The sequence below is a fragment of the Spirosoma soli genome (assembly GCF_042684525.1).
GTDB classification, from domain to species: domain Bacteria; phylum Bacteroidota; class Bacteroidia; order Cytophagales; family Spirosomataceae; genus Spirosoma; species Spirosoma soli.
Genome location: NZ_JBHULN010000010.1, coordinates 118,995 through 132,753 on the forward strand (window position 1 = coordinate 118,995; position 13,759 = coordinate 132,753).

Annotated in this window: 13 protein-coding genes; 5 read left to right on the top strand and 8 right to left on the bottom strand. The window is 47.7% G+C overall.

Annotation, left to right across the window (positions count from 1 at the left end):
• Positions 1 to 111 precede the first annotated feature (111 nt).
• The 5 genes from ACFSUS_RS17100 to ACFSUS_RS17120 all read right to left on the bottom strand — a co-directional run bounded on the left by ACFSUS_RS17100 (position 112) and on the right by ACFSUS_RS17120 (position 6,230).
• On the bottom strand, positions 112 to 1,065 hold the full coding sequence (locus ACFSUS_RS17100) for a glycoside hydrolase family protein (protein ID WP_381524653.1): 954 nt from the start codon (positions 1,063 to 1,065) through the stop codon (positions 112 to 114).
• A 12-nt stretch (positions 1,066 to 1,077) separates the two neighbouring features.
• Complete coding sequence (locus ACFSUS_RS17105; protein WP_381524655.1) at positions 1,078 to 2,784, bottom strand: hypothetical protein; 1,707 nt, start codon at positions 2,782 to 2,784, stop codon at positions 1,078 to 1,080.
• A 74-nt stretch (positions 2,785 to 2,858) separates the two neighbouring features.
• Positions 2,859 to 3,932: an NAD-dependent epimerase/dehydratase family protein gene (locus ACFSUS_RS17110; RefSeq protein ID WP_381524657.1), complete on the bottom strand. Its 1,074-nt coding sequence runs from the start codon at positions 3,930 to 3,932 to the stop codon at positions 2,859 to 2,861.
• Positions 3,933 to 4,122: 190 nt separating this feature from the next.
• Positions 4,123 to 4,401 carry a hypothetical protein gene (locus tag ACFSUS_RS17115; RefSeq protein ID WP_381524660.1) on the bottom strand — a complete coding sequence of 93 codons (279 nt, stop codon included), beginning with the start codon at positions 4,399 to 4,401 and terminating at the stop codon, positions 4,123 to 4,125.
• Positions 4,402 to 4,478: 77 nt separating this feature from the next.
• Entirely contained in the window at positions 4,479 to 6,230 is a 1,752-nt protein-coding gene (locus tag ACFSUS_RS17120; protein ID WP_381524878.1) for a M3 family oligoendopeptidase, read from the bottom strand.
• Between the two features lie 178 nt (positions 6,231 to 6,408).
• On the opposite strand from ACFSUS_RS17120, the gene ACFSUS_RS17125 reads away from it, so the two are divergent.
• Entirely contained in the window at positions 6,409 to 6,798 is a 390-nt protein-coding gene (locus ACFSUS_RS17125; RefSeq protein ID WP_381524663.1) for a BlaI/MecI/CopY family transcriptional regulator, read from the top strand.
• Positions 6,773 to 9,016 (top strand): M56 family metallopeptidase, encoded by a 2,244-nt coding sequence (locus ACFSUS_RS17130; RefSeq protein ID WP_381524666.1) that lies wholly within the window; start codon positions 6,773 to 6,775, stop codon positions 9,014 to 9,016. The genes ACFSUS_RS17125 and ACFSUS_RS17130 overlap by 26 nt, the downstream gene beginning before the upstream one ends.
• A gap of 68 nt (positions 9,017 to 9,084) precedes the next feature.
• On the opposite strand, the gene ACFSUS_RS17135 is transcribed toward ACFSUS_RS17130, so the two are convergent.
• The 3 genes from ACFSUS_RS17135 to ACFSUS_RS17145 all read right to left on the bottom strand — a co-directional run bounded on the left by ACFSUS_RS17135 (position 9,085) and on the right by ACFSUS_RS17145 (position 11,448).
• Positions 9,085 to 10,155: a 2Fe-2S iron-sulfur cluster-binding protein gene (locus tag ACFSUS_RS17135; protein WP_381524668.1), complete on the bottom strand. Its 1,071-nt coding sequence runs from the start codon at positions 10,153 to 10,155 to the stop codon at positions 9,085 to 9,087.
• A 130-nt stretch (positions 10,156 to 10,285) separates the two neighbouring features.
• The gene (locus ACFSUS_RS17140) at positions 10,286 to 11,131 is read right to left on the bottom strand and encodes an N-acetylglucosamine kinase (RefSeq protein WP_381524670.1); all 846 of its coding nucleotides are present in this window, start codon (positions 11,129 to 11,131) and stop codon (positions 10,286 to 10,288) included.
• Between the two features lie 65 nt (positions 11,132 to 11,196).
• Positions 11,197 to 11,448, bottom strand: a complete 252-nt coding sequence (locus tag ACFSUS_RS17145) for a cytochrome b5 domain-containing protein (RefSeq protein WP_381524671.1) — start codon at positions 11,446 to 11,448, stop codon at positions 11,197 to 11,199.
• Positions 11,449 to 11,552: 104 nt separating this feature from the next.
• On the opposite strand from ACFSUS_RS17145, the gene ACFSUS_RS17150 reads away from it, so the two are divergent.
• From ACFSUS_RS17150 to ACFSUS_RS17160, 3 genes are all read left to right on the top strand, one after another.
• Entirely contained in the window at positions 11,553 to 11,999 is a 447-nt protein-coding gene (locus ACFSUS_RS17150) for a hypothetical protein (RefSeq protein ID WP_381524673.1), read from the top strand.
• Positions 12,000 to 12,133: 134 nt separating this feature from the next.
• Positions 12,134 to 13,165, top strand: coding sequence for a thiamine-phosphate kinase (thiL, locus tag ACFSUS_RS17155; protein WP_381524675.1), 1,032 nt, complete (start codon positions 12,134 to 12,136; stop codon positions 13,163 to 13,165).
• A gap of 96 nt (positions 13,166 to 13,261) precedes the next feature.
• Positions 13,262 to 13,750 (top strand): GtrA family protein, encoded by a 489-nt coding sequence (locus ACFSUS_RS17160; protein ID WP_381524677.1) that lies wholly within the window; start codon positions 13,262 to 13,264, stop codon positions 13,748 to 13,750.
• Positions 13,751 to 13,759 lie beyond the last annotated feature (9 nt).

The window sequence follows — 13,759 nt, forward strand, 5'->3', positions numbered from 1 at the left end:
CCCGTGAATAATACAAACGTAATCTATTGTAAGGCGCTGTTGTTATGATTATTGCAGGATCAACAACTGATTTACGTTAATCACAGCCTTCTTACAAATTCATCAGTTTAGTTAGCTTTCTGTAGCATAGCCAAAGCCCGATGCACCAAAGCCGTTACCATTGTAAAACATAATACGCTGCCCCTGATAATCGAAGATGTGGCAATAGTCCATCATCAGCGAGTCCCATCCCTCGGCGGAACGTTCGATACCGGCTAACTCGTCTTTACGTTCCCAAGTGATTCCGTCAATCGATTCAGCATAGCCAATTCGGTAACTCCGCTGAACATCGGTACGGTAGTCGGTTGCATTACGGTACGAAAAATACATTTTGTATAGGTTTCCATCTTTATACACTGTCGGCCGACCGATCGCATCAGTAAACTCATCGTACCCGACGCACACTTGACCAGTACGTTCCCAGGTAATACCGTCCTTCGACTCAGCGTATTTAACGTCATAGAATGGCTCAGGATGCCCGCTGATTACTTCAATCTTTGTGCACGATAGATACCACATCCGCCACAAGGCTTCGCCGTTCTGATCTTTTTCCTGCATGACGCAGGGCTGAGCTACCCATACTTGGTCATAAATCGAGCGGTCGAGTAACGGTCCCGTGTATTTGCGTTCAAAGGTAAGTCCCCCGTCGCGGCTGATAGCCAGGCCAATGCCCAACCGATAGCTGGCGGTCTCGCTCTTGTTCCATCCCGTGTAATACAGCCAGATTTCATCCGTCCCGTCAGCGGCCTGAACTGGCAAAAACCACGATGGCATGGCTCCTGTTTCGTCAAACATCCCGACAGCTCCCTTAGTCAGACAAGGCTTATCGTGTACGTAGGTAACGTTTGAAAGATTTTTGGGATCAAGCTCGACGAATGACGTAGACGAGGAACTGTTTTCATCACGAGTAGCAAAGTAAACACGCAGCTTATTCTGCATCGGAAAACCAAACGGAACCTGAGCGTGCGTACGACTAAACGGCTGCGAACCGTCAGGTTTATAAATCAGTCCTTGTTTTGTCCACATAAGTTTAAAAAATCAATTCTCGGTAAGAAGAGAAATATCCTTAGAAAGCGGCTTTTCTGGATACCTCAAGCCAGCTTTCGCCCGGTCATTTCGCACATAAATTCTGGTGTCGTCTACCAGACCAACATAGCGGTAATGAGTGGCAACATATTGACCCAATGGTTTAATTAGTTCGTGTCCCTGCGTTTTCCGGTCATTCATCCACAAGTTATGACTTCCCACTGCGTCAATAAATACGGGCGGAGACGACCGCATGAAATCTGATACGTAACGCTTCTGGTAAATTGGTTGCATAGGATGGCCGAACCCGCTACGGATGGTGTGGTTTTCGGCTACGCCCTGCGGCATTTGGGCCTGCACGTAGTAATCACACCGCCAACCCCATACCGCTAATTTTTCTCCTGGTTGAGCATATTTAGCAATTTCTTTTGATACGGCTGATTGTTGAATAGTCCAGCCTTCCTGCTGCTCCGATGAATACAGGTTCAAAGGGATAGCGTTCAAGCGTTTGTACGCGGCTTGTGCGCCAAATAGAACCAGAAAAAGGCCCATTATACCGATAGGAACCCAACGGTTGTTGGAAAAATTTTGTCGGATATGCTGCCATCCATAGGCCGATATGAACAGTAGCGGACCGGCCAAGAAAAATAAATAGTGCACATACTCTGATCCGGTACGTGTAATGGCAAAAAGCGTAGCAAGCAACAAAGTGACGGCAAATCCAATCTGCTTCCATAGGTCAGTGCCTACACGCTTACTGCGACGCCATGCCAATATTGCTCCTACCACACCAATAAACACTGCTAGCTTTATAAACCAATCGAACGAATCGCCTTTGCGAAAAAAGGCAGGCAACCTCAGTATGCTTAATAACTGATTGGTATCACTGCCATATCGTAAGTTGCCTATTAGATAAAAAGTTACAAAGTCGTCGTACACCCCGTTGATCCAGCACAGACCGACAAACAACAGAGGAAATGATACTCCACCAACGATTAGCGCGGCCAGACGGCTCACCTTTGCGCTTACCGTTAGTCCTCTACTCATAACGACGAGTAAGGCAACAAATAAACCAATAACTCCCACCATAGGAACCGCCTGTAGCTTACCAAATGGAACCATGCCGAGTAGGCAACCAATCAAGGCAATTCGCCACGTTTGCGGCCGGTTCTGGAAAGTCAACGTTGCGTATAGATAACAGCTCGAACTAAGCAAAAGAAGAGGTACCAGCTCACTATTATAATGCAAAAAGTCGCCGTTTTGAGTTAATCCTAACACAAAAACGAGCGGTAGCAGGGCCAGACGAGCCGAGTCTTCGCCGAACCACAGGCTTGCGGTACCGTAAAGTAGCCATAAACTTATGGCCAATAAGCAGAAAGCTGTTAAGTGAGCGGTAATGTAGTCGAACGGAAGGCCAATAAGGGAAGGAAGGATCAGAAAATAACTATCCAGCGGCCCTCCTGTAGTGCCATCGACGGATTGGAAATAAACAGGATCATGACGCAGCGTTAGAGCCTGCGTAATCATCTGACTCTCGTCAGGATTGATTTCGTAATTGTAAACGATGCTGGGTAAACGTAATAAAAACAGCAGACCTATTGCTGCAATCAGAAATACCCGACGGCTAACCCGCACCCAACTTGTTAACCAGAGCACTCCCCAGCAAAGACCGTAAACAAGCAGCCAATAAATTACCGGATATGAGTCAAAACGGGGCATAAAATAGCCCGGACGTGGGCGTCCGGGTGTTAACCAATTCGTTATTCGGACGCCCACGTCCGGGCTATTTCCTACTATTTTACCACAGCCAGCCGGGCAACCATGCTGTCGTGGATTTGCGTCATGGTTTCTTTTAAATCGTACGTCCAGTTCCAGTCTGGATAGTGCTGCTTGAACTTGGTCAGATCGGAAATATACCAGATATGGTCACCACTCCGGTTGGTTTCCGAGTACTGGTAGTTCATTTTGTTGCCTGAAATTTCTTCGCAGAGAGCGATAGCTTCGAGCATTGAGCAGTTAGCGTAGCGGCCACCACCCGCATTGTACACTTCGCCCGGACGTGGATTCTGGTAGAAATGCCAGAACATATTCACCAAATCCCAGCTATGAATGTTGTCCCGAACCTGCTTGCCTTTATAACCAAAGATTGTGTATTGATTGCCGGTGATAGCACACTTCATCAGATAAGACAGGAAGCCGTGTAACTGAGCGCCTGAGTGGTTTGGGCCCGTTAAGCAACCACCCCGGAACACACCTGTGTTCATACCAAAATACCGACCGTATTCCTGCACCATGATGTCAGCAGCCACTTTTGAAGCTCCAAATACTGAGTGCTTGGTATGGTCGAGGCTCATATGCTCATCGATACCGTTCTCGAAATAAGGGTGGTTCTGGTCAATTTCCCAACGTGTCTCAGTCTCGACAAGCGGCAAGAAGTTAGGATTGTCGCCGTACACCTTGTTAGTAGACGTGAACACAAATACAGCCTCTGGGCAATGGAGCCGAGTCATCTCAAGCATATTGAGCGTACCTACCGCATTAACGCCGAAATCTGTAAAGGGCTCCCGGGCGGCCCAGTCGTGGCTAGGCTGAGCAGCTGTGTGTAGTACAAGTTTGATATCAGTACCAAACTCCTTGAAAATCGTTTCTAACTGCGAGACCTCCCGAATATCAGCGGCCCGGTGAGCGTAGTTTGAGTACGTTTCTGATAACCGGTTACGGTTCCATTCTGTCGAGCCATCGGCCCCGAAGAAATACTGCCGCATGTTGTTATCAATGCCAACAACGAGATCAAATTTGTCAGCGAAAAAAGCAACGGCTTCGCTACCTATTAAGCCCGCCGAACCTGTAACCAATGCAATTTCCATAGCGTTATTATTGCTTAAATGAATTTGAATAGCAAAAAAATACTATTACCTACTATGTTTTATCAAGCAAAGTAACACAAAAATTTACAACTGACATGTAACGATTTATGCTATGGTTATATAAGGCAAAAAGGCGGCCACTCAACACACCTGTTGACTGACCGCCTTGATGTTAGCGAATTAAGATTCGTTACGCACCCTCGCCGATAGTACCTGCGCCAAACAGCTTTTCTCGAATTTTCTGCGTACGGCCTTCCAACGCTGGATTCGGGGTATATTTATATTTTGACTGTACAGCTGCAGAATCCTTGCCTGTTCCGTATACTTCTGGATCGCCCGCCCGATAATCAGCCCGGAAATCATTAGCCCGGACGTCTTTCTGACGAATCGTATTGTATTTCTGATAGTCGCAGGACGCCAGCGACAACACGGCCACGACCAACAAACCTGCACTGAATACGCGTTTCATAGTTACTTGATTACAACTTGATTCGACAAAATTACAGCAGAGCTGTAAGGTTTCCAAAACCATACAGCTTTATACACTTATGATTTACGCAATTTTATAATCTCCTCCCATACAAAACTCATCAGTTCCCGAATGTGTTGGCTCGAGAAGTCAAACGGTACGTTAGCCGCTGCGTAGATGTCACGAATAGGCGCTTTATAGCCTAAACTCAAAGCGGCCTTATAGCCTTGCAATCCCTGTTGCGCGTCGCGACGGTAGTTTCGCCAAACACCAATAGCCCCCAATTGCGCGATACCGTACTCGATATAATAGAATGGTACTTCATATAAATGTAGCTGGCGCTGCCAGATGTATTCTTTGTAATAAGCAAAGCCACTCCAATCAGTGATAGTATCAGCAAACTGATCATAAATTCGTAACCAGTTTTCTCGACGTTCGGCAACGGTATGGGCTGGATGCTCATACACCCAATGCTGAAACTTATCAATGGTGGCGACCCATGGTAGCGTTTCGATGATCGATTCGAGATGCTGAAGTTTGGCACGGCGTAACTCTTCAGAATCTTCAAAAAAGACATCCCAGTGATCCATCGAGAGCAATTCCATGCTCATCGAAGCAAGCTCGGCCACTTCCATTGGCGGGTTACGGAACGCTTTCAACGGCAGACTGCGCGTCAGAAACGAGTGAACCGCGTGCCCCCCCTCGTGTACCATAGTAACTAAATCGCGCAGGCTCGACGTGGCATTCATGAAAATAAATGGCACGCCAATCTCTTCTAATGGATAGTTATAACCACCCGGTGCTTTACCTTTCCGTGACTCCAGGTCAAGGTGGCCCATAGCCCGCATGATACGTAGGTCATCCCCCAGTTCCGTATCTAATCGGTCGAAGCAGGTAATCGTCTTTTCCACCAATTCGGTGCCGCTAGCAAACGGCTTAAGCGGTGGACGCCCTTCTACATCTACCTTGGTATCCCAGGGACGTAATGTATCTACCGAAGCATCGGCTCTTTTGAGCTTTTGCTTCCGTTCTTCGGCTAATTCGTTTAATAGTGGTACTACGGCATCAGCGACCGATTCGTGAAAATTGAAACAATCCTGCGGGGTGTAATCAAAGCGTCCGAGCGCAGCAAACGAGTAATCACGGAAGTTATCGAACCCGGCATTGACGGCTACCTGATGGCGTAGATTCCGTAGCCGATCAAATAATTGATCGAGCACATCATGGTCCTTGTAGCGCCGTTCCCAAATCTTACGCCAGGCCTCTTCCCGAACTGCCCGGTCAGTCGATTGCAGAAGATCATTAGCTTCGGGCAACGTCATTTCCCGGCCGTTGATGGTTACGGTCATAGCCCCGGCAATAGCTCCGTATTTACGCTCTTCAGTTTGGATTTCTGTCTGAAGCGGAATATTCTCCTCCCGGAAGATTTCGATGGCTTTCTTCATACCCCGCACCATAACCTCATAACCAGCATCAGTTAGTTGGCTCAAAAATGGACTGTTCACCGCTTTCAGGTCAAGGTCGTTGCCGTAGGCAGTCATGGGGGGTTGAATTTCGGCAATAAAGAAATTTAGTTGATTAACCAATTCTTCATCAGCCGTATTGCAGGTCATGCGAATGTAGCGCCAGGCAAAGTTTTCGGATAGATACGATTCTAGTTCACTCCGGTCAATCAACCATGTACGCAAATCTTCAGCGTCATTGATTGACCGGTTCAGTAAATCGCCATATAGTGGCTTAACATCATCCCAGCCAGTCAGCTCCAGGTTTTCACCGATGAAATGCCGTGCGGGGCGAGTAGGAATTTGCAGCGTTTGATTTGAGGTCATCTGATCGTTATACAGCTTCACAGCCGTCGGCTAGTCGTCTCGGATATAATTTCTACTTGCTAATGTAAGTGGCTTTGTAGCCGCTTTAATGTAAGCCAATGTAAAAGTTTTTTGTTCATCACTTGCAAGTACGACAACCTTCGTATATGTTTGCTACGAAATTATTCGTAGACCAACAATGAAACCAACGGATGCTGAGCTAGAGATATTACATGTGCTGTGGTCAAACGGGCCAAGCACGGTGCGACAGGTACATGAGCAGTTGAGCCAACACCGCGACATTGGTTACACAACGGCGCTTAAATTGATGCAGATTATGCACGAAAAAGGCCTGCTGACCCGAGACGAAGAAAGCCGATCACACACTTACTCGGCAGCGGTAAACGAAGAAGATACGCAACGCAATTTGGTGGACCGCTTTGTCGAAACAGCCTTTCGTGGGTCAGCGTCAAAATTAGTCATGCAAGTATTAGGCCAGCATAAGGCATCGCGCGAGGAACTAGACGAGATTAAAAAATTACTAAACCAAATCAATCCAGCTGATGAACCTAATGGATTTTCTCAATAGCCCGGTTGCCTACGCCCTGGGCTGGACCTTGCTGCATGCCGTTTGGCAGGGTTTCTTGCTAGTACTGCCTACAGCTCTTGTGTTTCAAGTGTTACGTAGTCAGTCGAGCGAATTACGGTATCACATTGGCGTTTTGACCTTACTGACGCAGGTGATCGTCTCAGTCGGTACGTTTATCTGGTATTACAGCACGACTACTACGCCAGTTAACCCTACGCCTGCAGCCACGTTCATTCAGCCTGCGCTAGCTGTACAATGGCGGGCTTTATCGCAAACCCTATCCTGGTCTGCACAAACAGAGCAATTTTTAGAAAGCCACATTGGTCATTTTGTGTTAGCCTACTTAATCGGCGTAGCACTGTTTGGATTACGGCTGGTTGGTGGCTGGCTGTATCTGCAACGTATTAGCCGGACAGCCACTGAACCAGCTACTAAAATGTGGTCTGACGTAACAGAGGTCTTACGTTCTTCATTGGCTATTCAAAAAGTAATTCGCTTACGGGAGTCAGCACGCATTGCCGTACCTATGGTTGTTGGTGTAGTACAGCCCGTTCTGCTACTTCCCTTAGGACTAGCAACCAGCTTATCAATTCGCGAGATTGAAGTGATACTCGCCCACGAACTAGCCCATATTAAGCGCCATGATTACGCGGTCAATCTGCTGCAATCGGTCGTTGAAGTACTCTATTTTTTTCATCCGGCCTTGTGGTGGTTATCGGCCCGAGTACGAGAAGAGCGCGAACACTGCTGCGATGACCTAGCCGTGCAGGCATGTGGAGGTGATGGTCGCATTTTAGCTCAGGCACTAGCTCATGTAGAGGAGTTGCGGCTAGCGCAAGTGTACCAAACGCCAATTCTAGCCATGGCGTTTGCTACAAAACGACCACAACTGCTGCATCGCGTCCGACGTATATTGGGCGTTTCAACTCGCCCCGTTACGTCAAATGCCCGACTGGCAGGGCTGACGCTGGCAACCTTGTTATTGATTAGCGTATCGGTATATGCTATACAAAAGCAGGACTCGCCGAAGCCAAAAGTTACTAAAACTCAATCGAGCCGACGCCATAAAGCAGGCAATGGCACAGAGTTCATAATAGTTGACAACCATAAGGTGGAAAATGTCATCTGGAAAGGCAAAAGACTATCAACTACTCGCGTTAACCGCTTACAACGTCAGTTAGACCAGGTAATGGCAGGGCAACTGTCGCTCGACCAGGTTCCGCAGGCTGACCGCGATATTCTGCTGACTATCATTGAAACCAACCACTCATTCGGTGAAGGGATGGACGGTTTAAAGAAGGGATCAGGGCATATCAATGATAAGAATATTGCCGTATCAGCTTTGGGTATAGATCCGTCGAAGTTTAATGAACGTGTTGAAGGCCTAGCTAAAATTGCATTAAATACTATGAGCGATGCATCGCCCTCACTCGGTCATCCCGTTGCCAATCAGGATTTGTCTATTTCTGAGTTGGATAGCCTTCCCAAGGGAGAGCCAATTGTAACTAGGCTATCAGAACTGTGGACCGAGGACATGAGGCTTAAAAGTCACATCAAGCAGTTAGAACAAACATTAGAAAACTCAATTGCTGAAATGAAAGAACCGCAACGGGAGCGTAGAGGTTTAGAGGAAGAGCAAGAAAACCTAAAAAAACAGGTGTTTTTTATGCGTAATCAACTTAAAAACCCAGCGCTTGCTCCCGTCAAGAGTGTGCTCTCGAATGAAGTACATATAACAGAGATAAAAATTCGGGAACTGGGTCATCGCATTGAAGACATTAATCGGAGCAAGATTCGTCCCTATATAGGTTCTTTAGAAAATATATTTCCACAACTAAGATTCGTTAAAGATTCTATTCGTGCTACAGAAGAAAAAATTATTGAGTTGTCTAAGGAGATAGGTATAACTAGGGTAGAGGATATAAAACCTATTGTGCCTATAGTGCCTCCATTGCCAGAAGCCCCACGTCCTCCTAAGCCATTAAAGGGAAAGGTTAAACTAGCTCGACCCGCTGCTCCTGCTAGTGCAGATGTGCCACTACCACCTAGTCCTGCCATTGCCCCAACCCCATCTATTCAACCAGCACCGGCAGCGCCATCGCTTCCACCTGCACCTGCGGCCATTGCTCCAGCTACCCCTAGCGTACCTGTGCGTCCGCTGACTCCACGCCCGGCTCCCACTCCCAAAGTAGCTCCGGTTCCAAAACCGGATAAATAAGTTTAGGCAGTAAATACTAAATAGATTCCCGTAGCTCCGGCGCTCTTGCCAGAGCTACGGGAGTGCTTTTACTCAATTTCGATAACCACATCGCGACCGACGGGGTGGGCGACGCAGGTTAACACGTAGCCTGCTTTTAGCTCTGACTCTGAAAGACCATCCTCCTCATCTAATTTTACTTTGCCCGACGTACAACGTCCCATACAAGCTGTACACATACCTGCCTGGCAAGAGTAAGGCAAGTCGATGTCTAGATCCAACGCTGCTTCCAGAATGGTTTGGTGCGGAGCAACCGCAAATTTGTATTCGCTCCCTTCGTAGAGCACCGTCACTTCGGGCGATCCTTCGTCACCGGCCGTCATCGGCTCCTCAACCACATCACCAGCGGCAACGGGCGCAGTAGCGTAACTTTCCTTATAAACACGCTCCGCGGAAACACCTACCAGCGACAGCGCCGATCGAGCTTCGGCCATCATTCCGTCGGGGCCACACAGGTAAAAACTCGCGTTTTGCCGGTCAGCAGTCGACATTTGTTCGAGCAACCTGGCCAGGGTATGCTGGTTCAGCCGACCTTCTGAACCCGTCCAGTTTCGACTCGGCTGGCTTAAGACATGATTAACCTGAAAGCGCGACCGGCCGTAGGCTTGCTCCATGGCATCGAGGTGTGCTTTGTAGATAATCGACTCTTCGTTTCGATTACCATAAATCAGCCAGATGCGGCTGTTAGGCTCTACATGTAATGCCGACTTGGCCATCGAGAATAAAGGCGTAATACCACTACCAGCGCCAATTAACACAATCGTCCGGCGGCTCTGCGGATCAAGCTTGGGCGTAAACGTTCCCATCGGCTCCAACGATTCAAGAATGTCACCCGGCTTAATACGGTCGCAGAGGTAGTTAGAGACCAAGCCGCCTGGCACGCGTTTTACGGATACCGCCAGCGATACGTCGACATGGGGCGACGACGCCATCGAATAAGACCGGCGCACCTTCTGACCATTTATATTGAGTAAAAACGTTAGAAACTGGCCCGGTTGGTACCGAATTTCTTCGTTGATGGGATGCCAAAATGTTAACGTTACTGCGTCGGCCGTCTCACGAACGACGTCTTTTACTTTCAAAAAATACCGATTAGCCATTACTTGTCAAGTTGCTTCATTCTCTGTTTCTGCCTTTTTCTTTACAACAAACGGCCCTCCTCAGCCTGGCAGAATTCTTTTGCAAAGGTACGGCACGCCAGCCGCTTGATTGTCAACCCAGTGTATAAACTCAATGTTTTTGGTGAAATTCAATCAATTGTTCAACAGGGGCTTTCAGAATACGACCCATCTGCAACGTTGATTGCAGCACAGCTTTACGTAACGCTTCCTCAAAATAATAGGCGATAGACCCCACGAAATGTACGGGCCATTGGCTCGACTCCCGAAAGCTAGTGATATAGGTAGTCAAGAAAAGACTGAAGGCATCAGTTACCATTTGGTGCACATAAGGGTGCGTAATGTGCTCAGACAAAAAGGGGGTAAACGCTGCAAAATAGCGATTAGGAAAAGGCTTTTGATACGCATTTTCCAATAGAGTCGGGCGGTCGAGTCCATAACGATCCAGGAAAGCCTGACGAAGATCGGCAGGTAGCCGCTCCTGGAAGTACAAACGAACAAGCGTCTTACCTAAATAACCACCGCTTCCTTCATCGCCCAGCCAGAAACCGAGGGTTTGTATACCGTGCGTAATCTGCAATCCGTCGTAGCAACAGGCATTCGAACCCGTTCCCAGAATACAAACAATACCGGGCTGGTCGCTGGCTGCGGCCCTGGCCGCTCCTAACATATCGCTGTTCACGTCGGCAGTACGTAGGTTTGGAAACACTGCCCGTAAGGCATCTTCAATGATGTAGTTAACGGTCGGTCCGCTGCACCCGGCCCCGTAGAAAAAGACGTCGGTTACAGCCTCATCAGCTAGCTGAGGTATTAATTGTGTCTGGAGGGCCTGAACGACCCGATCGGTCGTTTGATAATATGGATTAAACCCATCGGTATGAACCGCACGGACCGAACCATCAGAGGCACATAATCGCCAATCAGTTTTTGTAGAGCCGCTATCGGCGATCAGAAGCATAATGAGTTACAGATATTCGTGTACGATTTACGTCTAATGCAGGCTAATGTGATTTACATGAACGCTTAAATTAACTTACCCACCACCGGAAACCGGGCAAACACCCAGTCGGCATGAGGAGCATTGATAAGCTCAGCCGTGAGATCCTGACCAGCCCAATGCTCGTAATGCTTGCCATTACGCCAAAGCCTTGATGCTGAGACATCATAGATTACACCAGCATAGGCACACCAGATTTCGTCACGATCCTGCCCGTTACGTAACGCTAGTTGTGAACGGGTATAAGGTGTCAATAAATTAGGGGTTTCGGGCACCATATAGCCGTTAAGTCAATCACACGAATTATTAGGCATTGTTTTTGACAGTAACCACAAAATTAGCGTATCTTTAACGACTTATGATTATCAGGCCATTATTGACAATGAGAAAGAATTATTTCACTGCTTTCCTTTTAGCACTGTCTTTTTTAGGTTTGCTCACTGGCTGCGGTGGTAGCAAAACTCCTCCGCTTTCTGAACGCATTGCAAAAGTCTGGACCGCTCGGGTTGTAAACTATGGCACTAATACAGTTTACACACGGGGCGCTACAAGCAACGTTCAGAACTACGCGAACTACAAACTTGATTTAAGCAAGCCACCAACCGTTGAATACACTGAGTTAGACAACAATAAGTTTGTTGGTCAATACTCGGTTCAGGGAGACACACGCCTTATACTGACTAACCTAAACCCTTCTCCGACTGGTGATAACGGCACAATTGAATTCAAGATTGATGGTATCAGCGATAACGAATTAAAGATTACCCGTACGACAGCCAGTGTTAAAACCGGCAATACAATTAACTCATACACCCTGTCGAATCCGTAGGAGTGAGTAAACCAATTAACAGTCTAAGCCGTTCCGTGTAATACACAGAACGGCTTTTTCATGGGTTATATCGGCAATCGGTACTAGACGGTTGGCCTTGTTCAGCCGCCGACGTTCATCATCTATCAACTTTTATGACTGATCTTAATACCCTCGGTGAAATTGGTTTAATCGAGCGCATCCGGCAGGCAACTCCTTCGCCAGTCCATCCCGAAACGGTACGTGGCATTGGCGACGATGCTGCGGTTTTCGACTGGGGCGAGGACTATGGCCTACTAGCTACTGATATGCTCGTTGAGGGCATTCACTTCGATTTAACGTATGTACCGTTAAAACACCTCGGTTATAAAGCTGTTACGTTTGGGGTTTCTGATATTGCGGCCATGAACGGACTGCCTGTGCAACTAACCGTTAGCATTGGGCTGAGCAGCCGGTTTCCGGTTGAAGCCATTGATGAACTATACGAAGGCATTCGCGCGGCCTGCGAAGCCTATCATGTTGACCTGGTTGGGGGCGACACAACGGCTTCACGATCGGGCCTGTTAATTTCTGTGTCAGTACTGGGCAAAGTACCTAAAGATTTGATTACGTATCGGACGGGCGCTCAAGCTAATGATGTCCTTTGTGTGACGGGTGACGTCGGCGGAGCTTACCTCGGCTTACAATTGCTCGAACGCGAAAAACAAGTATTTCTGGCAGACCCCAACATGCAGCCCAATCTGTCGGAAGAGCGGGCTTACCTGGTGCAACGCCAACTCCGTCCTGACGCTCGCACCGACATTGTTCATGAACTCCGTGATCTCGGTGTTCGCCCAACGGCTATGATCGACATTTCTGATGGACTAGCCTCTGAACTCCTTCACCTGTGCCGCCAGTCAGGCACCGGCGCTGTAATCTTCGATGAAAACCTTCCTATTGATAACCAGACGCATTTAGCCGCCGATGAGTTTAAAATAAGCCCAATTACGGCTGCTTTGAACGGTGGCGAGGACTACGAACTCCTGTTTACCGTTCGCCCTCAGGCGTTTGAGAAGCTGGCAAACAGCGCCCGTATCACCGCCATTGGCTATCTAACGGCCGATCCCACCCAGATTGTGCTGGCTACGAAAGCAGGCCAGCAAACACCAATTCGAGCACAGGGTTGGAGTGATGCCGAAAATCGTTAGGGATTGCGTTGTACCTTTGCCAGATCAATGTCTATCCTATTTACTGGAGATGAATCTCATGATGACCAGAAATTATCATCGTGTGACGGGTAAACTATGAACGATAAACTTTTCAACCGCAGAGACGTCTTTGCTTATTTCATTGTTGCCGCCATTGGCGCTTCTCTGCAATTAGTAGTAGGTAGTTTACTTCAGGAGTGGTTTCACGTCAGCTATGAATCAGCGCTGCTGGTCGGTTATGTAGTCGCCTTTTTTGTCGGTTTCTTTCTGACCAAGATCTTTGCTTTTAACGCTAAAAATTCCGCCAAAACCCGGCGTGAAGCCGCAAAGTTTACAATGGTGTCCGTAATCTCTGGCCTGATAACCGTGTATGGCTCATCAATTCTGTACAACTATTCAATTAGTGAAATTCGGTTGTTTACGGTTGTAATTCCTTTTTCGGTGAAAGTAGTAAACGTGAACAAACTAGCCTCTCACACTACAGGAATGGGCTTAAGTTTTATTAGCAATTACGTATTACACAAAACCTTCACCTTCAGGAATACGGGCTTCTACGAGAAACTGAAACGGTTGCTGAACTTGTAGACGATCAGG